The organism is Planktothrix pseudagardhii, assembly GCF_904830925.1.
Lineage (GTDB): Bacteria > Cyanobacteriota > Cyanobacteriia > Cyanobacteriales > Microcoleaceae > Planktothrix > Planktothrix tepida.
In genome coordinates this window covers 2,041,087-2,064,076 of record NZ_LR882967.1, presented here as the reverse complement: position 1 = coordinate 2,064,076, position 22,990 = coordinate 2,041,087, and the positions used below count along the sequence as shown (strand labels likewise).

The window sequence follows — 22,990 nt, the reverse complement described above, 5'->3', positions numbered from 1 at the left end:
GGAAAGGGCAATGGACTCAAAGCTGATGGAGAGAAATACAAAACTTGAAACAGCAGCTTTAATAAAGGGTGAATTCAAGATTTAGGGCAAACCGACTGAAATCTAAAATCCGGGAAAGGGAGAGAAATCGGTTTCTACTCTTCGTCTTCATCCCAAGCTTCAACGGCTAATAACTCGCTGATGGGATCTTGCATGGAGAAACCAAACTCTAACAATTCCTGCTTCCAAAATTTCCATTCATCACCATAGAGAAGGGCAATTTTCCACAGACTCTCGGAAGGTTTGATAATGTCAGACTTGACCAGGGAATGCACCTGACGTTGAAACTTATCCATCGGGTGTATAACCTTTTGGCTCATAATACCTCTTAAGTTGTTCTAATTCTAAAGTTGTTAACGCTTTTCAACCTGAACGTTTTCCTTTGCGTAGATGGTCGATGCTGGTGAAAGCAACTTCCTCAATCCTAAATATAGCATAAGCTTTGAAAAAAAGTAATCTTTTTTTAGCGAATCTAGGGGTTGATTTCACGAATTCAAGAGTTAGAGGAGGTTCGGGTTTCACCCCAATATCCACCAATCGCTCTCTTTCCAGCAAAACCCAATCCTCAGAACTTCCTTACACCCTGAATTTGGGAAATAGGGGGAATGGATGGGAAGTTCCCTTGACCCAGAAATATTGACAGTTGGGTTCTCATAGCCAATCGCAAAATGGTTTGAATCTGACTCTGAAGCCTATCATATTAGGGAAAAGGATCGACTGTAATCTCTATATAGATAGATTAAATCTACGCGGATTTTAGCGAGATCTACCATGACCACTCAAACTTGAAGGACAAGGGGGAAACAGTGAGATCTTCAGGTATAGCTCAACAATTATACTGCTAATGGTATGCAGAGGATTGTTCAGCTAATGATGTTATCGCGTCAAGTGATAAATCTATCTTGGGATAGTAGCGTAAATTCGGATTGTTTGGTGTTGCTTGTATTGTAGCGTGTTTTTTGAGCGTTGTAACCAGTTTTTTTAGGGGAATAGGTTAAAGGGGAATTTTTCCTGAACCGAGGATTAGAATGGCTCATTCATCAGATCTGACTAATCCGTATCTGTAATACATAATAGCCAAATTTGATAGTTTCGCTTATCTAGTCCGAACCAAGTTACATCCCAAGCGACATCAGCAAACCACTCTGTCCAAGGTTCTTGAGAAATATACATCTGAACTTCGTCATACCGACTTTGAAATAGTGCCTCGCAAAATTTCATCCCTAAATCTTTGGCTTGTTTCGCAGTTCCTTCAAATTCTTCATAAGCACCTCCAAACACTAAAATCTCTGCTAATTCTCCATCCAAGGTAAAGGAACTCGTATCGTCTGTTAAATCTAAGGAGGTTGCTAAGGGGATTTCAATTTCTAAAGCCGATAAACCATCCATCACCGGAGGTAAGGTAACAAATTGTTCAAAAAAATTGATTTCATTGAGTAAATCCCGTGAACCAAACCACTCTAAGACGGGGTGAGGAGAAAGTTGAAACCGAGCAAATTCTGCACCCCCATTCAGATGAGTTTTTCGTAACTGCTTTAAGAGTTCGTCAATAGCCGGATCTTTTAACGGCACAGATACAACTTCTAATTCCTGCCACATTTCGTCAATTTCTTCTTCCGAAGGACGGTATTGCTCTCGATTGGGAACTAACATTAACCCTGATCTCCAGTTAACAACATTTCTTCTACACTTTACTGGAATCTTTAAAAACCGACAAGATTACCTCCAAAAATATTATAAAAATTAACACAAAAAATAGATTTTTAATGATATTGATATTGATCATATTATCCTCAAACTAAATCAAGAGAAATGGAAAATTTTTACTAACATTTTTGTTCTTAAAAATGGAGGAATTTGCAGGTTTTACAGTGATGCTAATTCTGATTATAAAAAAGAGCCTGCTTGTAAGGTGTAGTTAACCTCAAAAAACGGTTTTTAAGGGTTTCCTAAAATATCCCTAAACTCTATTATTGATAAAGTTTTAGTTTTTCTCTCAATTCATCTAAGGAAGAATCAGGGGTTTCTATTTGTTCGAGTGACGTTTCTAATGATTCGGATTCATCGGGACAGAATTGTAATTCTATCTCAATTTCAGATTTTGGATAAGGTGAAGAATCTGAATCATAAGTAAAATTTTTATAGTCTTCAGGAAAAAGATTAACTGTGCTTTTTATTATTAATTTCCCACTAATCCAACTTTTACCAGAGCTTAAACTTAATAATTTACATTCAACAGACGCACTAACATTACTCCAAGAGCTTTGCGTTAAGGGTAGTTTGACTTTATTATCAATTATATAATTATAATTATTAAGAGTATTAAATAAAATTTCTAACCTTTTATCTGATGGGAAATTTCGGTCATGATAAATTTTATCATTCAAAGAATCCATCACAAATTCTTTAAACCGAGCAACGGTAAAAGTATCTTTATCAATTAATAAAAGATCGTCATCACAAGTTAAAGGATAAAAATTATCAGTCATTGCGCTTAACCTCAAAAGCAAATGTGTTTTAAAATTATACTAAATTATACATAGCAAATTTCAATCTATTGTAGAAATGGCTTGAAATTCAATTCATCGTAGGGGCGAGGCGCGCCTCGCCCTTACACAGTTATATAGATATTTTTCCAGGTTATTTTTTTGAGTTAAAATATAGCAATCCTCAACCGGATGTAAAAACAACCGCCACAATTGTACAATCAAAAACTGCTAATCAATTCGAGAACAAAAAACCGTGAAAATTCTAGTCGTTGGAAATGGGGGACGGGAACACGCCATTGCTTGGACATTACTCCAGTCACCCAACGTTGAACAAGTGTTTTGTACCCCTGGAAATGGGGGAACTGCCACCCTCAAAGGCTGCCAAAATTATCCGATATCCGTAGAAGACTTTGAAGGTATCAAAACCTTAGTGGAAACTCAGGGAATATCCTTGGTTGTCGTCGGGCCAGAATTACCCCTCGCCCTAGGAATTACGGACTATTTACAACAACACAATATTAAAGTATTCGGCCCTAACCAAGCCGGAGCGCAACTCGAAGCCAGTAAAGCTTGGTCAAAAGCCTTTATGGAAGAAGCGGGAATTCCCACTGCGAAGGCGGCTGTCTTTACCGATGCAGCCAGTGCTAAAGCTTATGTGCAAACTGCCCCTATTGTCGTTAAAGCGGATGGGTTAGCTGCGGGAAAAGGGGTCACGGTTACCACAACCGTTGAAATAGCCCATGAAGCTATTGATAGTATTTTTGCTGGGGAATTTGGCCAGGATAACCTGCGAGTTGTCGTGGAAGACTTTTTAACCGGACAGGAAGCCTCCGTACTTGCCCTCACCGACGGCCTAACCATTCGCCCCTTGGTTCCCGCCCAAGACCATAAACAAGCCGGAGAAGGAGATACTGGCCCCAATACGGGGGGAATGGGTGCTTACGCCCCAACTCCCATTGTTCCGGCTGAACTGATGCCCCGTGTCCAACAAGAGGTTTTAGAACCTACTTTAGCCACCCTACGTCAACGGGGAATAGATTATCGAGGGGTGGTGTATGCGGGGTTAATGATTTCCCCAGAAGGCGAAATTCAGGTTTTAGAATTTAACTGTCGGTTTGGCGACCCGGAAACCCAAGCGGTTCTCGCTTTATTAGACACCCCCTTAGATGAAGTGTTACTCGCCTGTTGTGAACAACGCCTAGAACAAGTTCCTCTCACCTGGAAACCTGGGGTTTCTGTTTGTGTGGTGTTAGCCTCCGGGGGTTATCCAGGTTCCTATCAAAAAGGCCAGGTTATTACTGGAATAGAAGAAGCAGAAGCATCGGGGGCCATCGTCTTCCATGCCGGAACCAAACTACAAGACGGCCAAATTCTCACCGATGGTGGACGAGTTTTAGGGGTTACAGCCATTGGGTCTACCTTCAAAGAAGCCATCACCCAAACCTACAAAGCCGTTGACTATATTAACTTTGAAGGATTCTACTGTCGTCGGGATATTGGGTTTAGGGTTGACCGTTAACAGTTATCAGTTATCAGTTATCAGTTATCAGTTAAGAAGTAGATAGTTGATTCACTCATAAAGCTAGAGTTTGTAGTGACTGGATTAAGCTGGCTTTCAGGAGATAGCCAGACATTAGGGGGATTTATCAAGATTTTAGCTAATCATCCACATCTGACAGCAAGCCGCCCTGACACACTGATAACTGATCACTGATGACTGATAACTGATTACTGCTGTTAGGATGTATAGTGTTGTTAACAAAACTTAATGCTGACTGGGGATAAAACTCTGCATCTCCACAGATGAATATGGTATATCGACAAATCAGGAACCCTAACTGTATTGCCGATGAACCCAGAGTTACCCCCGAACCCTCAATCCCCAAATCGTCCTAAAATGCTGAGAGTCCTCAAACAAATAGGTGACATTATTGGCAAATGGTGGTCAGAGTTTACCCTGCAAACTCGGTTAATGGCGGGGGCAACCCTGGTGGTTTCTTTGTTGATGAGTAGTTTAACGTTTTGGGCAGTTAATACCATTCAGGAAGATGCTCGTCTGAATGATACCCGTTACGGTCGAGATTTAGGGTTACTTTTAGCCGCCAATGTTGCCCCTCTAATTGCTGAAGAAAAACGGGATGAAGTCGCACGATTTTCTCGTCAATTTTACACCAGTACCTCTAGTGTCCGCTATATGTTATATGCGGATCAAGAGGGGGAAATTTATCTAGGTTTACCCTTTTCTGATTCGGCGGTACAAAATTCCTTAACACTGCGGCGACGGATGCAATTACCAGATAATTTTTTAGCCAGTGTGGAGTCAGGAAATTTAGCTGATTTACCGATGGTTAGACAACATTTAACTCCCGCCGGAGAAGTGACGGATGTTTTTGTTCCTTTGATGCACAATGGCAGTTATTTAGGCATTTTAGCCATCGGAATTAATCCAAATCCGACCGTTGTGGTGTCCTCGAATTTAACCCGTGATGTTACCTTAGCGGTGTTTGTTTCTATTTGGGTGATGGTGATTTTAGGGGCGGTTTTTAATGCGTTAACGATTACTCAACCGATTAAGGAATTGGTGCAAGGGGTTAAAAATATTACGGCAGGAAATTTTAATCAACGAGTGGATTTACCCTTTGGGGGTGAATTAGGAGAATTAATATCGAGTTTCAATGAAATGGCAGAACGCCTAGAAAGTTTTGAAGAACAAAATTTTGAAGAACTAACAGCCGAAAAAGCGAAATTAGAAACCTTAGTTTCAACCATTGCTGATGGGGCGGTTTTAATTGATGCAGAACTGAATTTAATGTTAGTAAATCCCACAGCACGCCGCCTTTTTGGTTGGGAAGGAACAACCGTTATTGGCAATAATGTTCTCAACTTTTTACCGACTTTAGTTGCTGAAGAGTTATCTCAACCTTTACAAAATATTGCCTGTGGAACCCTAGAGGGGGGAGAGTTTCGCTGTTCCTTGGGAGAACCAACTAATCGCACTTTGAGGATTTTATTAACAACGGTTTTATTACATAAATCTCCGGGGACTGAACCTCTGTGTTATAGTTGTATTAATGATACGAATAATACTTGTGAATTATCAGAACGTCCCTATGTTCAGGAATGTACGTTATATGAAAAAGACACCGAAGACCACAGACTGGGAATAGACAATTATGATGTTATGGCAACCCATCCCGAAGAAGGGAATTATCGGGAAAGTTTAAAAGGAATTGCCATGACCATTCAGGATATCACCCGTGAAGTGGAGTTGAATGACGCTAAAAGTCAGTTTATTAGTAATGTTTCCCACGAATTAAGAACGCCGTTATTTAATATAAAATCTTTTATTGAAACTTTGCATGATTATGGGGAAGATTTAACGGAGGAAGAACGACAAGAATTTTTAGCAACGGCGAATCATGAAACGGATCGTTTAACTCGTTTAGTCAATGATGTGTTAGATTTATCTCGATTAGAATCTTGTCGCATTTATCATTTTGAACCTGTTGATATGGCGCAAGTCGTCGAACAAACCTTGAGAACCTATCAACTGAATGCTAAGGATAAAGGCATTGAACTGAGTCGAGAAATTGAACCGGATTTACCCTCAGTTTTAGGACATTATGATTTATTGTTGCAAGTTTTAACCAATTTAGTCGGGAATTCTTTGAAATTTACCTCTTCGGGGGGACGAGTGATTATTCGGGTTTATCTGTTAGAAGAAGATGATCTCAAGATTGATCAAGAACTTGAAGAAATAGAAAAAGGGGGCTGGATTATTTCACCTCCTCCCCCTCGTCCTGTTGATTTGCATTTAGTTGAAAATAAGCAGAAAACTCGTTATATTCGCACAGAAGTTTCTGATACAGGGACGGGAATTGCACCGGAAGATCAAGATGCTGTTTTTACTCGGTTTTTCCGAGTGGAAAATCGAGTTCATACTTTAGAAGGAACCGGATTAGGGTTGTCTATTGTTAAAAATATTATTGAAAAACATCGCAGTCAAGTGCATTTAATTAGTGAGTTAGGTGTGGGAACAACTTTCTGGTTTGATTTAGCCATCTGTCAGGAAGACACCCAATCTATAACCTTCAATAATGATATTTTGATGGGGGAACAATCGATCTCTATTTCTAAAGTTTAGAGGAGTATAATTTTAAATTTATTTTCCTAAACTGTTTAATTTAACTATTTGTTAAAATGCGTTTTTTTAAGTCTAAATATCCAGGAATTTTTTTGATCAGTTTAATGCTGATTACCTTGAGTTTAATCACGATACCGAAAGCTTGGGGACAAGTCCAAAATGCAAATTCTTTGAACAATTTTGTCAGCCCTGGAGATGATTCCGCTTTTGTACAAGGTACTGTCAGATTAGATGGTCAAGAATTGTTTCAAATTAGTGCCCCTCGTGTCAGTAATGATGACAATGGAAATCCTGCGATTAATAGGCGGATTAGAAAGATAGAAAATCGGCTTTTATTTATTATTAATAGTAATTTTGATCTGAATAGTTTACAGATTTTTTATCAAATAAAAAATAATTTACCTGTAATTTATGCCTCTTGGAAAGAGCGAGAAAGACCCTATGAAATCATGACTGTTACGTCATTAGATGCCGAAATTGATGGTGTTGATCCTGAAAGCCATGCTATGGAATTAATTCCGATTATTAAGGAAGGAATTTTCCAAGCCAAATCAGAACGTCAGCCTGACTTTTTAAATCGAAAATTTGCCATTGCTTTTTCTCTATTCTTGGGAATTTCAATAGCAACAGCTTTAATTTCATATCGACAAGAACAATTAAAGAAAAAATGGAAAATTCTCTCGGAAAATATTCCATCCCATCCTTTAAATCATGATAAATCAAAACCGATTACTGATGTTAATTCTGAGCAATCAAATCAAGAGTTTATTGAAATTAAAAAGCAAATTAATTGGAACACATTTCAACGCCAAGCTTTGCAGATATTAAAAATCATCATCGTTTACACGGCTTTTTTTATTATTTTAGGCTTGTTTCCTCAAACTCGCTATTATCAATTAATTTTAAAAGCTATTAATATTCTATTAATTATCACAATTTTTATCTATCTTTCTAATCGCTTAACTCTTTTGTTTATTGATCGGTTTATGACTGCCTTAGAAGATTCGTCTTTTTTTATTGTTAATCCTGATGTTTCTCGTCGTAGCTCTTTACGAGCTTACACCTTAGCGCAAACTTTAAAAAGTATTGCGATTGTGGTTTGGTTGATCATTTGGATTATTACGATTCTGACGGTTTTAAAAGTCAATTCTGCCAGTATTTTAGCCGCAGGGGGGTTAATTAGTTTAGCTTTATCAATTATGTTCAATGATTTAATTAAAGATATTATTGCTGGGGTCTTTATTCTGATTGATGATCAATTTGCAGTAGGAGATGTGATTACCATTGGTCAACTAACTGGTAAAGTCGAGAATATGAATTTACGAATTACTCAACTGCGAAATACAAACGGGAATTTAATTACTGTCCCCAACCGAATTATTACCAGCGTTGAAAATCTTTCTAATGGTTGGTCACAAGTTGATTTAACCTTAAGTGTGGAGTATAATACTGATGTTGATCACGCGATTCAAGTGATTAATGAAGTGGCTCAAACCATGAAGCAAGACCCGGACTGGAATTTCTATATTTTAGAACCACCAACGGTTTTAGGAGTCGATGAACTCAATCATACCGGAATGGGAATTCGGATTTTTATTAAAACCCAACCTCTACAACAATGGCCGGTAGCACGGGAATATCGACGCCGTTTAAAAATTGCCTTTGATCAACATCAGATTTCTATTGGTATTCCCCAACAAAATATTCAATTGACAAATTCTCACCGAATTAATCAATAACTGGATGTAAATAAAACTTGCGATCGCTAAATTATGATATGATTCACTCGCTTTGCTGATTCTGTCCCAGTAGGACAAATCGCTGTTGTTAAGACGGTGTGAGGATTCGAGCTTCGGACTGTCCAGCAACAACCGATGACATCGAAGACAATCCCAATTTGGTGTGGCTGTGGGAGTGTAAAACCTTGACCCAGGTTCAATTTTTAATTCAGGTTCTTAGCGTGTCACGAATGGGAAAAACTCTATTTTTGCGTTGGTTAATACCCAGTTTAACGAGCTTTTTGATCCTAACCGCTCCCGCCGAAGCCGCGAGGCTGCAATCTTGGCAATTTGAAACGGCTCAAAACCGCCTAACGTTTACAACCGATAGCGGGGTACAACCCAAAGCTCAACTTTTGTCCAACCCCACCCGCTTAGTCATTGATTTACCCGGAACCAGCTTAGGGGGTGTTACCCGTCAGCAGGTGATTGGAGGTGCTATTCGGGAAATTCGAGTCGGTCAGGTGGATAATCAAACCGCTCGGATTGTTGTGGAATTAGCCAATGGTTACACCCTCGATCCTCAAGGGGTACAGTTTCGCGGCATTTCCTCAAGTCAGTGGAGCGTACAACTGCCTTCGCCTCAACTGATCGGTACATCTGCACCGAACCCGGTAGCACAGCCCAATCCTGTAGCGACAACCCCTCGCCCTTTGCCCCCGCAGCCTCCAACGCCCCAACAGACGGTTAATCGTTCAATTCCCAATCAAGCAAATACAACCTTAGCTCAGGTCGAAATTCGCGATAATGGCATTGTGCTGCACACCACAGGCAAAATGCCAGATATTGAATTTAAACAAAGTCAAGATCGCAGTTGGATGACCTTAGATATCTTGGGTGCAACCTTGGCGAGTCGGTCAACCAGTGCTGGAAAACAGGTGAATCGAGATGGGGTGACGATTACGCAAGTTACCCAACTGTCCAGCAGCCCTCCGGTGGTTCGAGTTACCATGAGTACTCCGAAGCGGAATCAAAATTGGCAAGCTAGAGCCTCCGCCGGAGGGGTAGCGGTTTGGCCCCAAGGAGGGACACCTCCAGCCGTTCAACTTTCGGCGGGGTTTGCGACGATTAAATCCGTTGAAATCCGTAACCAACAACTTCTCATCCAAGCGGATCAACCGTTGAACTATAGTAGTGGCTGGGATGCTGAAACTCAGTCCTATAGTATTACGTTTTTCTCTGCCGCTTTAGCTGAGGGAGTCTCTCTACCCCAACGACAGGTTGGGAGTCCGATTATTTGGACAAGGGTGCGTCGGGAAGACCCGGAAACCTTTACCTTATTAATTAAACCCGCAACCCGGATTGAAGTGGGTCAAATTAGCCAAAGTAGTCCGAAACAACTGGCTTTACCTTTTGTCGGAGAAGGGTTAGGGCTTCAGCCGGCCGAACGCACTCCCGTGGCTACAGTTCCAACTCCTAATCCTAGACCTCTTCCTCCCAGAACGAATACGAATCCCTTACCGTTTCCCCCTCGTTCTAATCCTCCGCAAACGAATCCGAATCCGTTTCCGTTTCCGTTTCCGCCACGTTCAGCAACTCCACCGTCTAACCTTCCCCTTCCCAATAGTCGAGTTGTGGTGATTATTGATCCCGGACACGGGGGAAGTGATGTGGGTGCTGTGGGTGTGGGAGACCTGCGAGAAAAAGATGTCGTCTTCTCGATTTCTCAACAAGTGGCTCAGATTTTGCAACAAAATGGGGTGCAAGCGGTGATGACTCGTTTGGATGATCGCACCGTTGAGTTAGAACCCCGTGTGGATATGGCCAATCGCATGAATGCAACGTTGTTTGTCAGTATTCACGCCAATGCCGCCACCAATGCAGCCGCCAGTGGGATTGAAACTTATTACTACAGTAGTGGGTCTCGTCTAGCTCAATATATTCAAAATAGTATTATGAGCAGTTTTTCACAACTGCCCAATCGAGGGGTTAAACAAGCGCGTTTTTATGTGTTGCGAAATACCTCGATGCCTTCGGTATTAATCGAAACGGGGTTTGTGACGAATAATTATGATGCCTATATGTTAGGTGATCCGGCTCAACGCAGTCGTATGGCCCAAGCGATTGTCCAAGGAATTCTCCAATATTTACGCGATAATCGATATTAGAGTGCGAGACGTTCCTGTCAAAGTCTAGGTATAAACCCGAAACGTAAGCAGGGAGATGGGTTCAGTCAATTGGTTAAATCCAATCAAGCCTGTCTTAACGTTGGAAATGTGACCTTAAAAGGAAGGTCAACCCCGGAGTCAATGGTAAGGATTACCGAACCTCAACAGGTAGAGTATCCCATACCAAAGGGGTAAGGCAATTCCCACAGTGTCAGACTGATTATCAAAACGCTGAAGCTGGGAATAACGGGAAAACGGATATAAGTCAAATATCTAAGTAATTTCTCTAGCCAATTGCCTATGAATAACGAAAGTGAACATCTGGCTTGAACTGTCGAAACGATTAAGTAGCGAAATTGACTTGATTACGCTGCGTTCAAAAGAACAAGGGGAAAGGTAGAGATTTTCTAATTTCATTTACAAAGGTAAGGTTTTTCTTTCGGAACACTTACTAAGACTCCCAAAAGTACCCCGGCAGAGAGGATGATTCTAAAGGTAATAATCCCATTTTCAAGGAACGTTAAAACCCCTCACCCACTCCTACAGAGGTCGAATACTGTTAGGTAGCTACAAATCTAAAGCGTATGTTGTGAGGGCGAGAGATGGAACTCAGAAGCTAAGGATTGAATGTAATGTTCAATATATGCTGATAGAGTCCGGTTTAGTTGTTAGGTAAGGTTTCAATTAGCAGTTAAAACGGTGAAAACGAGTATAACCAAGACTACGGCTGCATGGAATTCTATCAATTGGGCGAAAGTTCAACGGATAGTATTTAAGCTGCAAAAGAGAATTTACCAGGCATCATTATCAGGACAAAATGCAAAGGCTCGAGACCTGAAGCATCACCTTATGACGGAAACTGGACTTACTGGAGTACAAGAAAAGGAACCTCTTACGATGTTCCCAAACGAGTAGCAACTTTGCTCAAAAAGCAAAAAGGTAAATGTAACTTCTGTGGTCAATATTTCACCCCGGAAGATATTGCAGAAATCGACCATATTATCCCAACATCGAAAGGTGGAAAAGATGAATATAAAAACCTGCAATTATTACATCGCCATTGTCACGATATTAAAACGGCAACAGATGGGTCTAATAACCCAAAAGAAACCGGATGCTCTGATGATAACAGTCAACTAAACTAGGAGCTGTGTGCGGTGAAAGTCGCAAGCACGGTTTTGAATGGGAGGTGAGGGTTGTAAAGCCCTCATCGACCCCTAATCGGTTGCAGGTTAACCGTTGATAGGTTAGGGTTGACGGTTAACTACCAACGTCATCAAAATTTGCTGCTAAGATCATTAAATTATCGCATTAGAGATTTAAGCTCATCGAAGCTTAGACTGTTGTGATAGGACAGTCTATCAATAGGTGGGGCATCAGGGTAAAGAAATTTGAGGGTGCGGCTATCTTACCCGAAATTGAAAGTTTAGTTCTACCAGCCGTTAATCAATTATGCCAGGTGTACGAGTCGGGTTACTGCATTCTCTCAGTGGAGCAATGGCTTATCGGGAAAGGCTTTTGCTAGAAGCAGAATTAATGGCGATCGCCGAAATTAATGCTCAGGGTGGGGTTTTAGGACACATCATTGAGCCAATGATTGAGGATGGAGCCTCAGACTGTTTCACGTTTGAGCGAAAAGCAAAAAAACTGATTCAACAGGAGAATCTAACCACCTTATTTGGGTGTTGGACTTCAGCCAGCCGTCATGGGGTTAAACCGGTGCTGGAAAATTTTAATGCTCAATTGTGGTATCCAGCACCTTATGAAGGATTGGAAAATTGTACCCAAATTTTCTATACCGGATTTTGTGCGAATCAACAAGTTGAAGCCACAATTACTTGGTTACTGCGAAATCAAAAGATTCGGTGTTATTTATTGGGTTGGGATCAGGTGTTTTCCCATACTCTAAATAAATTGATGAAAGTTCACCTAAGATCTCACGGGGGACAGGTTGTAGGAGAAGCTTATGTTCCTTCTTCGACACGGGATTTTGAACCGATTATTACCCGTATTCGGCAGGCGCAACCGGATATTATTATTAATACCTTAAGAGGCGATCGCAATTTAGTATTTTATCGCCAATTTTATGAAAGTGGGATTCGCGCTTCTGAGATCCCGATTTTAGCAACTTCTTTATCGGAAGATGAAGTTCAACAACTTCACAATGCGGCGATTGGTCATTTAAGTTGTTTTCATTATTTTCAAAGTCTCAATACTCCAGAAAATCATCAATTTGTCCAATCCTTTAAACACCGTTATGGAGAAGATCGGGTTACAAATGACCCTATGGCAACGGCTTATAGTCAACTTTATCTATGGAAACAATCTGTTGAATTAGCAGAGTCCTTTGATGTGGAACGCATTCGTATTGCCTCCTACGGACAGCGTTTCCTCGCTCCGGGTGGGTTGGTTCGTTTAGAAACAAATCATCATGTTGCTAAAGTTTGCCGAATTGGTCAAGTTTTACCGAATCAGCAATTTGAGGTTTTATACACCAGTGAACAACCGATTAAACCTTTACCTTGGTTAGGGTTTAATGAAGCTAATTTTAATGCCTCTGATATTGTCTTTGAATTATTAGCTGAAGTGAGTCAAGGAATTGAACGCGCCGAACAGTTAGAGCAAAAATCTATAGAATTAGAAGCTACAAAAGCTCAACTTCAACAGGAAATTGAAATCAGAAAACAATTTGAAGCAGCGTTACAAAGAGCCAATGAAGAATTAGAAAATAAAGTGACAGAACGCACAGCAGCTTTAAAAGAATCGAATGATAGTTTAGTGCAAGAAATTGTGCAACATCAACAAGCTGAAAGTGCACTTCGCATAGCTAGAGATCAACTGCAAACGGTCTTAGATGCAGTTCCGGGTAACGTTTCTTGGATTAATTCAGATCTCCGTTATATTGAAGTGAATGACCGATTAGCTAATATGCTAAATCTCCCCAGGGAGGCTTTTATCGGTCAACATATTGGCTTTTTAGGAACCAGTTCCGAATTCCAAGGCTTTGTACAAGATTTATTTGATAGTCCTGAAATTGATGCTTATCGAGAAGTGAGAACCCTAATTCAGGGTCAATGGCGACATTATTTAATGGTGGCTCAAAAATATAATAATAATCAAGCGGCTTTTGTGGTCGGAATTGATATTACGGCTCGAAAACAAGCTGAAGAATCCTTGAGAACGGCAAAGGATCAATTGCAAACGGTACTAGAAGCCGTTCCCGGTACGGTTTCTTGGATTAGTTCAGATTTGTGTTATATCGAAGTTAATCAACGGTTAGCGGAGATGTTTAACCTGCCTAGGGAAGCTTTTGTAGGTCAACATATTGGGTTTTTAGGCGGTAGTTCTGAATTCCAAGACTTTGTACAAGATTTATTTAAGAGTCCTGAAATTGATGCTTATCGAGAAGTGAGAACAAAAGTTCAAAAAAAATGGCGACATTATTTAATCGTTGCTCAAAAATATAATAATAATCAAGCAGCTTTTGTCGTTGGAATTGATATTACGGCTCGAAAACAAGCTGAAGAATCCTTGAGAACGGCTAAAGATCAATTACAAACGGTATTAGAAGCAGTTCCTGGAAGTGTTTCTTGGATTAGTTCAGATTTGCGTTATATCGAAGTGAATCAACGGTTGGCGGATATGTTCAACTTGCCTAAAGAACATTTTATCGGTCAACATATTGGGTTTTTAGGAGACAATTCTGAGTTTACTCAATTTGTCCAACATTTATTTGATAGTTCGATTATTGATGCCTTTCAAGAACTCTCTGTTTCTATTAATGAACAGGTACGACATTATTTAATGGTGGCTCAAAAATATAATAATAATCAAGCGGCTTTTGTGGTCGGAATTGATATTACGGCGCGTAAGAATGCAGAAGAAGCCTTACGATTAACCCAAGATCAATTAGAAGCGGTATTAGATGTGATTCCAGGGACAGTTTCTTGGATTAGTTCAGATTTACGCTATTTAGGAGTTAATCGTTATTTAGCATCAACCTTTGACTTAAAACCCGAAGATTTCGTCGGTCAAGATATTGGATTTTTAAAAGCTAGTTTTCAGTTTAATAGTTTCGTTCAAGGCTTTTTTCATCAGTCCGAAAGAGATGCTTATCAGGAAGTAATGTCCGTGATTAAAGGCAAACCTCGAAACTATTTAATTGTGGCTCATAAATATAATAATAATCAAGCGGCTTTCTTTGTGGGAATTGATATTACTGAACGCAAACAAGCAGAAGAAGCTTTAAAACAAGCAGAAGCAAACTATCGCAGCATTTTTGAGAACGCCGTTGAGGGTATTTTCCAAAGTACACCGACAGGAGTGTATTTAAGTGCAAATCCGGCTTTAGCTCGAATTTATGGCTATCAATCTCCTGAAGAATTAATGGAAAATTTAACGAATATTCAAGATCTATTGTATGTTGAACCCCAACGTCGTCAAGAGTTTGTTCGACTCTTAGAAGAACAGGGGTCAATTGTAGGATTTGAATCCCAAATTCGTCGCTTAGATGGACAGTTGACTTGGATTTCAGAAAATGCGTTTGCGGTGCGAGATGAAGCGGGTACTTTACTTTATTATGAAGGAACTGTTGAAGATATTAATGAGCGAAAACAAGCTGAAGTTGCCCTGCAAAAGGCAATGGAAGAGTTAGAAATCCGTGTTGAAGAACGGACGGCTGCTTTACGCGAAGCCAACCATCAATTAGTTCGAGAAATAGCCGAAAGAACCCGGATTGAAGTCGCTTTACGAGAATCAGAAGCAGAATTAAGAGCCTTATTTGCGGCGATGACCGATGTAATTACGGTTTTTGATGGAGAAGGAAGATATAAAAAGATTGTGAGCACCAATTCCGAAGTTTTATATAGTCCTACGGAGGAACGTCTTGGCAAAAGTGTATTTGAAGTTTTTCCTCCGAGTCATGCCGCTTTATTTTATGACCAAATTCAAAGAGTATTAGAAACAAAGCAAACTTTAAATATTGAATATAGTTTAAATTCGGCCGAATCTGAACCCGGACATCATGCACCTAATTCCTCTGATTTCATGGCAGGGGATGAAGTTTGGTTTGCTGCAACTGTTTCTCCCATGCCTGATAACTGTGTGATTTGGGTCGCTCGCAATACAACAGAACGACGCAGGGTTTTAGAAGCCTTAAAAGCAGAACGGGAAAAATCGGAACGGTTATTACTCAATATTCTACCGCAATCCATTGCAGAACAACTCAAACAAAACCCCCATTCAATTGCTGAACGCTTTGAACAAGCTACGATTATGTTTGCTGATATTGTCGATTTTACCGGATTTTCCGCCCGTATTTCTCCATCGGAATTAGTCGATTTACTCAATCAAATTTTCTCGGCTTTTGATGAATTAGCCGACAAACACAATTTAGAAAAAATTAAAACCATTGGAGATTCTTATATGGTCGCTGGAGGTTTACCCATGCCTCGTGAAGACCATGCAGAAGCAATGGCAGAAATGGCTTTAGATATGCAGGCAGAAATTCAACGATTTCAACGAGAAACGAACCAATCTTTTAATTTAAGAATTGGCATTAATACAGGGCCGGTTGTTGCGGGTGTAATTGGCACGAAAAAATTTATTTATGATTTATGGGGAGATGCCGTTAATATTGCCTCCCGCATGGAATCTCAAGGGGAAGGAGGAAAAATCCAAGTCACGGCTACCACCAAAAACCTGCTCAATGGGAAATATAACTTTGAAGAACGGGGTTTAATTGACGTTAAGGGTCGGGGACAAATGCTCACCTATTGGTTGACCCAACGCCAATTTTTCTAACAAAATGAAGGTTAGAATTATCCCCCAATTTCTTCAAGTGTTTTGAGACAAGAATCTGCCATTTTAGCAAATCTGGCAAGCGGAAATTTTTCGAGGTGCATTCCTCGGTAACTTAAAGCCTTCAGGGGTTGAGGCGGTTTGGAGACTGAATTTTGCAACAGGACTTGAAATTTTGTGAAGATATGTTACTATGCGTAGAATTACATACGCAGTTTGTGTACCTGTTTACAAACAAAACGCCTAAATTATGAATAGCATGGCTCAAACAACCCAAAAATTTCTGACTTTATTAGCAACTGTCAGCAGTGTCGCTGTCCTGGCAGCCTGTGGTCAGCCTACTGCCACCAATACTACCCCTGAACAACCTGCGACTCAACAAGCAGCCACGACTCCTGAGTCTACAACCTCTACAACAACAGCCACCACGGCTTCCCCCTCTCCAGGTGCTGATACCACAGCCAGTACAGCTACTACTGCTTCCCCCTCTCCGGGTGCTGATGCTACAGCCAGCACAGCTACCACAACTCCTGCCGTTGCTTCCGAAAATACTGGAACAGATGCAGCTTTAGTTTCCAACGAGTCAGAAACCGTTGTTCAAATTGCCAGCAGCAACCCCTCTTTCAGTACCTTCACTAAAGCCGTTGAAGCGGCTGGGTTAACAGAAACCCTATCTGGTGCAGGCAATTACACCGTTTTTGCCCCTACCGATGAAGCTTTTGCCGCCTTACCTGCGGGAACTTTAGAAGAGTTAATGAAGCCAGAAAATAAAGAAAAATTGGCTAAAATTCTCCAGTATCATATTCTCCCGAATAAAGTCGCTTCGGCTGAAATTCAACCCGGCGAAGTCGCTACAGTTGAAGGAGATCCGGTTAATTTAGAAGTGGCTGAAGGCAAAGTTAAAGTTAATGGTGCTGAAGTTGTTCAACCGGATATTAATGCCAGCAATGGTGTTATTCATGTGATCAAGGTTGTCATTCTTCCCCCTGAAACTCCTGCTCCTAAAGCTCAATAAAATTTAAGGAGTTCTCAAATTCAAGATTAATCGATTTTGAGATCATCTAAAAGCCCGGTTTCTTAAAAGTTACCGGGTTTTTGAGTTGATAGCAGGGAACAGTCTACACTATTATCAACCTGAACAAATTAATTAACATTAAAGCTATTAAAAAGTTTTTGCAATCCTTCTTGAATGCTAGTTTCTGCTTGAATATTAAAATACTGATTGGCTGCTGTGGGATCGCCAATGGAGTGACGAATATCTCCTTCGCGAAGAGGTTGATATTTAATCGGTACGGTTTGATTGGCAACTAGCATAGCAGTACGAGCGAGTTCATTGATAGAGATGCCTTTTCCGGTACAGACATTAAAAACAGGTGCGGCAGTCGTTGTACGATCTAGAGCAGCAATTAAATAACGAACAACATCCTCAACAAATATAAAATCTCGGGTTTGTTCTCCATCTCCAAATATGTTGATGGGGCTGCCAGAAGTAATCCGATCACAAAAAATAGAAATGACCCCAGAATAAGGGGAACTCGGATCTTGTCGAGGGCCATAAACGTTGAAAAATCGAAGGCCACAAGTTGGGATACCGTGAATATGACCAGCTACAGCAGCGTGCAATTCGCATCCCAGCTTGTCTGCTCCATAAGCTGTTAAAGGTTTTTTGGGAAAAGACTCTTGAATTTTTGTTGGTTCTGTGGTTCCGTATACAGCAGCAGACGAAGCATAAACGATAGGAATCTGAGTCTGGCGACAACTATTAAAAATGTTAATGGCTCCTGTGAGATTAACTTGATGAGTACCAAGCCAATCTTGATTTGACAGTTGAGTGGAGGCGATCGCTGCTAGATGAAAGCAAGCATCTACATCTTGCATTACTGAATTGACAGTATCAGCATCAGTGATACTTCCTACAGTCAGTTGAGCATCAGGGTTTAAATTCTCCATCTTACCTGTTGAAAGGTCATCTAAGACTTTAACCTGATGTCCATTTTTAATGAGTGCATCAATTAGATTCGAGCCGATGAAGCCACATCCACCTGTTACCAAAATTTTTCTCATATTTACTTGACATTTGTTCAATATGGACTTTTGATTTAACCTGGATTTCAAGATCCGTTGTTTATCTTAGTTAGCAAAACGGTTTAATGATTTGCCAATAAATTCCGAAAATACCATTATAAATTTGTATTAAAAGAGTGTAGAAACTTCCTTTAACTAAGGTTTCAGGAATATAAAGTTCTCCACTTCTGAGCCATTCACGGTCAGATTTTATTTTTAATTTTTGGAATTCTTTTCGTTTTTCTAAAAGCATGGGGAGATTTTGAAAAACAGCTAAATTCCCTCGGATATAATCTTTAAAAGCTCCTTTGACAATTAACAGTAAAGCTTGAGAAAACTCAAAAATAATCAGCATCGGGAGAGCTAAAATCAAAGTTTTCCAATCATAAAGTTTAATGATAAAATACCAGCGATTCCGCACCATATAAAATGCTTTAGATGTACCCCTGGGTTTGCTTTTATGATGAACAATAGCTTGAGGAACATTTAAACATAAATAACCAGCTAAGGTTAATCGAGCCGAAAAATCGCCATCTTCCCAGTTAAAAAAGTAATCAGAATCAAACCCGCCAATTTTTAACGCCGTTTCCCGTTTAACCAATAAAGCTCCCGCAGAAATTACATCAAAAATTTCATATTCTTCTCGTTCTTGATCGGGTATGGGTCGATCAATGTATGCACATAAATAATGAATCCATCCCCCATTATAATGATGGAATAAAGGATTCTGGCTATCTAAAATATCAGGATGACAAGCTCCTGCATTGGGTACTTTCTCCATCACTTGCATCAAATAAGTTAGAGCGTCAGGTTCTACCACAATATCATTATCTAAAAACAGAATATATTCATTTTGACAGGTTTCTAAAAGAGCTTGACGAGCACCCGGTAATCCTCTGTTAGACTCTAAACACAGACATTTCACTTCGGGATGATGTTCCTGTATCCATTCTCGACTCCCATCAGTAGAACAATTATCTGCAACAATCACCTCAAAATCGGGATAGTCTAATTGTTGGAGTGCAGACAAGGTTTCAGGAACACAAACCATGCCATTATAGTTAACAATTCCAACGGTTACGGGTTTCATATCTTTTTTTTATCTAGGGTAAAACTGTCAGGAATTAATACAAATCTATGGTTTTTGCTCTACGGTTGAGCTTGTCTTTGAAAATTTTCCAAAGTGGTTTTCTGCCTGCTCCGGGTAAACGCATGAGATAATCATCTTTGATTCGAGGTGTATACAAGGGTGAGTCGCCTTTCTGGTTGGTAGACCGTTGAGGGATCGAATCCCAAAAATTACTGATATAACCAATTTCTTGACTTAATTTTACTGAAAGTTCACTACCTTGTCCCCAAGGATAACACAGGTGTTCAATGGGTTTATTTAAACGTTCGGATAGGTGGTTTTTAGCTTGCCCTAAATCGAGTAGGATTTGTTCTTTTTGCTCCTGTTCAGATTCATAGTCTGCGAGTTCATTCTGCTCTTGAGCTTCCTGATACACCCTTTGCAGTTGTTGTCTCCAATTGGAACGCTTAAAGACTTCTACTCCTCCTTGATCCTTGACCCAATTGATGCACGTTTCTCGAATTTCGGGGGGATCAAAATAGCGTCGCTTTCCTTTTAAACGAGCCACATTTTCATAAATAGGAGTGCCTAAAGGCAACTGATTTGTATAGGAACCTTGATAATTAATCCAAGGGGTTTGCATTCCTAAGCTATTGGGATAATCGGGATTGAAAAAATCAATAACTTTAGGTTCAGTAAAGATTTTTCCATGATAATAGCTGTGAGATTCAAATTCAAAAACACCATTTTTTTCCATTTCTATAACTTCTGGCCATGAAAGCCAGCCTTTCCCTTGAGCCGGTTCAGGTTTTTCTTTAATATAAAAAGGAACTAAAAAACCTACTGCATGAAATCCATACTCTTTGAGTAAAGGATAGGCAACTTCATACCAACTTTTCTCTCCATCATCAACTGTGATTAAGACTGACGGTTGCTTCAGTTCAACTTCTCCTTTCAAAAAAGCTATAAATGTTTTTAAATCTAGGGTTTGATATTGATTGATTTTTAGATATTCTAATTGCTGTTTAAATAGGTTAGGATAAATCGTGTGAAACATAAAAACAGGAACTTCATCCTGCAACCTTTCTAATTGATTGTTAGTAATAAAATCAGGATATTGATGAGAAACAAAACGCCCAATTTCAATGGGTACTTCTTGAAATCCTTTTTTGATTTTTTGGGTTACTTGATTTAGCATAAGGTTAGGCTAATGGATGTTTCAAGCTAATGGGATTGGAAACTCATCCTGGGCTAATCTAGTAACAGTCTGGTTATTGTTGAGAGTGAATAATTGAACAGATTTTTAATCAACCAAATTGTTATAATTTAAACCTTCTCTATTAAGGTGTCAATGATAAAGACCCTGAAAAGACCCTGAACTTAAAAAAATTAACAATTGCTTAGAACAGTTTAAGAACAAATTTTGGGGTTTGTTTTCTATCAACCCTCCGCTCACCTAAAAGGTGTAGCGGGGGTCTTCAAACCGACACGTTATCAAGAATAACTAACTCACAACCGGATTTGATGCAGAAGGACGACGGTTAATGACTTGATCAATTAAACCGTATTGCATGGCTTCTTCAGCCGACATAAAGAAATCTCGTTCTGTATCTTCTTCAATGCGGGATAAGGGTTGACCTGTGTGATCCGCTAAATGTTGATTTAGGCGTTTTTTCAGATACAAAATTTCTTTAGCCTGAATTTCAATATCCGTCGCCTGTCCTTGGGCTCCTCCTAACGGTTGGTGAATCATAATTCGAGAATGGGGAAGACTCATCCGTTTACCTTTGGCCCCCGCACTCAACAGGAACGCACCCATACTGGCGGCTAACCCAATACAAATCGTACAAACATCGGGACGGATGTGGTTCATGGTATCAAAAATGCCTAAACCAGCCGTCACCGAACCCCCCGGCGAGTTGATGTAGAGATAAATATCCTTCTCTGGATCATCGGCATCGAGGAACAACATCTGCGCCACAATTAAGTTAGCCAGGTCTGCTGTCACCTGTTGTCCCAGGAAGATAATGCGATCGCGTAATAGCCGAGAATAGATATCAAAGGCTCTTTCGCCCCGACCCGATTGTTCAATAACGGTTGGAATCATAGGAGTTTTCTGCTCATAGTCATTCTGTTGTCATTGTAGCGATTCCAGGGTTTAAACTTTCACAAACCATCCCTGACGATACATGAAATAGGAAATGACCCACCAAAATAGAAGAGTTGCGATCGCAAAGGCCAGAGAACCATTCATCGGGCCAAAGATTGATTGAAAGACGGTTTCATACAACCAAGTTTTAGCAGTGGGAGCTTCGGGGGAATTTCCTATTTTAATGAAATTAAGAAGTCTAGCGACAAAACCAGAAGCGACAAAGATAGTTAGAGCATTTAATCCCATGACTTTAAAGGGAAATCCCCATTTTGTCCAGCCTCGAACTTCTAAGGTTTCATAACAAAATGCTAACAGCAGTAATGACCATCCGACGGTAACAGTGGTAAAGGAACTTGTCCACAAAGATTTATTTAAGGGAAAAATTTCCGCCCACAAATATCCCACAACAAAACAACTAATTCCAAATACAATTAAACTAATACTGGTGTAGGTTCTAATGGGTTGTTTTCTAATCCAATTTCCGGTTAAATAACCTGCTAGAACTGTAACAACTGCCGGAAAGGTACTAAACAATCCTTCAGGATCATAAACTCCCCCTTTCCATAAATGTTGTTGACCTAAAATCATGCGATCAATATAGGCGGCAAAATTTCCCTCCGGTGTTAGATTTCCAGCGCCATAGCCTGGAACTGGAATATATTGCATTGCTATCCAATATCCAACTAAAATTGCAGCACTCAATATCCATAATCCTTTTCGGGATAGATTAAAAATAGCGATCGCCGCTAAAAAATAAGCTACACTAATTCGTTGTAAAACCCCCATAATCCGAATTTGGGCGAGGTTATAAGTTGGAAATCCATTCAGGAGTAATCCTAATAAAAATAAAATGCCACATCGTTTAGCAATTCGCCAATAAATCGACTCAGGAACGTTCGTTTCTGGATCTCGATACTCTTTTGTATACTTCAAGAGGGAAAACGCCATTGCTACCCCAACAATAAATAGAAAGAAGGGAAATACTAAGTCTGTGGGGGTACAACCATTCCATTCTGCATGATTGAGCAAGGGATAGACAAAATCCCAACTACCGGGGTTATTGACCAATATCATACTGGCGATCGCGATTCCCCGAAACACATCCAAAGCCTGTAGGCGCATAAGTCATCCTAAAACGTGCCTGGTATTATAGCCCGGTGTGGGGGTTCAAAGATTTTAACTAATATTAATAATAATATTAATAAATAATATGAACTTAAATTAAAGGAGATGGAATTTTTGAAGACTGAGTGAATAGTTGAAAAATATAAAAAAGGAGGTTAATGGGGATTTAGGGAAGACTGGTTAGGGAAAATCCGGATCAATTATTCCTCGCCCCTAGATGTTA

Annotated in this window: 14 protein-coding genes and 2 pseudogenes; 8 read left to right on the top strand and 8 right to left on the bottom strand. The window is 40.0% G+C overall.

The window, feature by feature from the left end; translation table 11 throughout:
* Positions 1-134 precede the first annotated feature (134 nt).
* From NMK36_RS08765 to NMK36_RS08755, 3 genes are all read right to left on the bottom strand, one after another.
* Positions 135-359, bottom strand: a complete 225-nt coding sequence (locus tag NMK36_RS08765; protein ID WP_072721045.1) for a DUF4327 family protein — start codon at positions 357-359, stop codon at positions 135-137.
* 730 nt (positions 360-1,089) lie between these two features.
* On the bottom strand, positions 1,090-1,692 hold the full coding sequence (locus NMK36_RS08760) for a hypothetical protein (protein ID WP_072721041.1): 603 nt from the start codon (positions 1,690-1,692) through the stop codon (positions 1,090-1,092).
* Positions 1,693-2,009: 317 nt separating this feature from the next.
* Positions 2,010-2,528, bottom strand: coding sequence for a KGK domain-containing protein (locus NMK36_RS08755; protein WP_072721039.1), 519 nt, complete (start codon positions 2,526-2,528; stop codon positions 2,010-2,012).
* Between the two features lie 253 nt (positions 2,529-2,781).
* Here NMK36_RS08755 and purD point away from each other — a divergent pair, with 253 nt between their 5' ends.
* The 8 genes and pseudogenes from purD (at position 2,782) to NMK36_RS08720 (ending at position 17,372) form a co-directional block, all read left to right on the top strand.
* On the top strand, positions 2,782-4,047 hold the full coding sequence (purD, locus tag NMK36_RS08750) for a phosphoribosylamine--glycine ligase (protein ID WP_254173548.1): 1,266 nt from the start codon (positions 2,782-2,784) through the stop codon (positions 4,045-4,047).
* A 378-nt stretch (positions 4,048-4,425) separates the two neighbouring features.
* Positions 4,426-6,672 (top strand): ATP-binding protein, encoded by a 2,247-nt coding sequence (locus NMK36_RS08745; RefSeq protein WP_254175171.1) that lies wholly within the window; start codon positions 4,426-4,428, stop codon positions 6,670-6,672.
* 56 nt (positions 6,673-6,728) lie between these two features.
* A complete protein-coding gene (locus NMK36_RS08740) occupies positions 6,729-8,411 on the top strand; it encodes a mechanosensitive ion channel family protein (RefSeq protein ID WP_072721035.1) in 1,683 nt (560 codons plus the stop codon).
* A 98-nt stretch (positions 8,412-8,509) separates the two neighbouring features.
* The gene (locus NMK36_RS08735) at positions 8,510-10,558 is read left to right on the top strand and encodes an N-acetylmuramoyl-L-alanine amidase (RefSeq protein ID WP_306341367.1); all 2,049 of its coding nucleotides are present in this window, start codon (positions 8,510-8,512) and stop codon (positions 10,556-10,558) included.
* A 699-nt stretch (positions 10,559-11,257) separates the two neighbouring features.
* Positions 11,258-11,473, top strand: coding sequence for a reverse transcriptase N-terminal domain-containing protein (locus NMK36_RS28955; protein WP_254175460.1), 216 nt, complete (start codon positions 11,258-11,260; stop codon positions 11,471-11,473).
* Positions 11,389-11,703, top strand: a pseudogene (locus NMK36_RS08730) (HNH endonuclease); the annotation flags it as partial. The gene NMK36_RS28955 and the pseudogene NMK36_RS08730, both read left to right, overlap by 85 nt.
* Positions 11,704-12,010: 307 nt before the next feature.
* Positions 12,011-16,360, top strand: a complete 4,350-nt coding sequence (locus NMK36_RS08725; protein ID WP_254173547.1) for a transporter substrate-binding protein — start codon at positions 12,011-12,013, stop codon at positions 16,358-16,360.
* A gap of 256 nt (positions 16,361-16,616) precedes the next feature.
* Complete coding sequence (locus NMK36_RS08720; protein ID WP_072721031.1) at positions 16,617-17,372, top strand: fasciclin domain-containing protein; 756 nt, start codon at positions 16,617-16,619, stop codon at positions 17,370-17,372.
* Between the two features lie 128 nt (positions 17,373-17,500).
* Here NMK36_RS08720 and NMK36_RS08715 read toward each other — a convergent pair whose 3' ends face one another.
* The 5 genes and pseudogenes from NMK36_RS08715 to NMK36_RS08695 form a co-directional block, all read right to left on the bottom strand.
* Positions 17,501-18,421, bottom strand: a complete 921-nt coding sequence (locus NMK36_RS08715) for an NAD-dependent epimerase/dehydratase family protein (RefSeq protein ID WP_072721030.1) — start codon at positions 18,419-18,421, stop codon at positions 17,501-17,503.
* A gap of 70 nt (positions 18,422-18,491) precedes the next feature.
* On the bottom strand, positions 18,492-19,511 hold the full coding sequence (locus tag NMK36_RS08710; RefSeq protein ID WP_072721029.1) for a glycosyltransferase family 2 protein: 1,020 nt from the start codon (positions 19,509-19,511) through the stop codon (positions 18,492-18,494).
* 34 nt (positions 19,512-19,545) lie between these two features.
* Positions 19,546-20,688, bottom strand: a complete 1,143-nt coding sequence (locus NMK36_RS08705; RefSeq protein ID WP_254173546.1) for a polysaccharide deacetylase family protein — start codon at positions 20,686-20,688, stop codon at positions 19,546-19,548.
* 306 nt (positions 20,689-20,994) lie between these two features.
* Positions 20,995-21,606 (bottom strand): annotated as a pseudogene (gene clpP, locus NMK36_RS08700) (ATP-dependent Clp endopeptidase proteolytic subunit ClpP); the annotation flags it as partial.
* Between the two features lie 42 nt (positions 21,607-21,648).
* Positions 21,649-22,764, bottom strand: a complete 1,116-nt coding sequence (locus NMK36_RS08695; RefSeq protein ID WP_072721023.1) for an acyltransferase family protein — start codon at positions 22,762-22,764, stop codon at positions 21,649-21,651.
* Between the last annotated feature and the right edge of the window lie 226 nt (positions 22,765-22,990).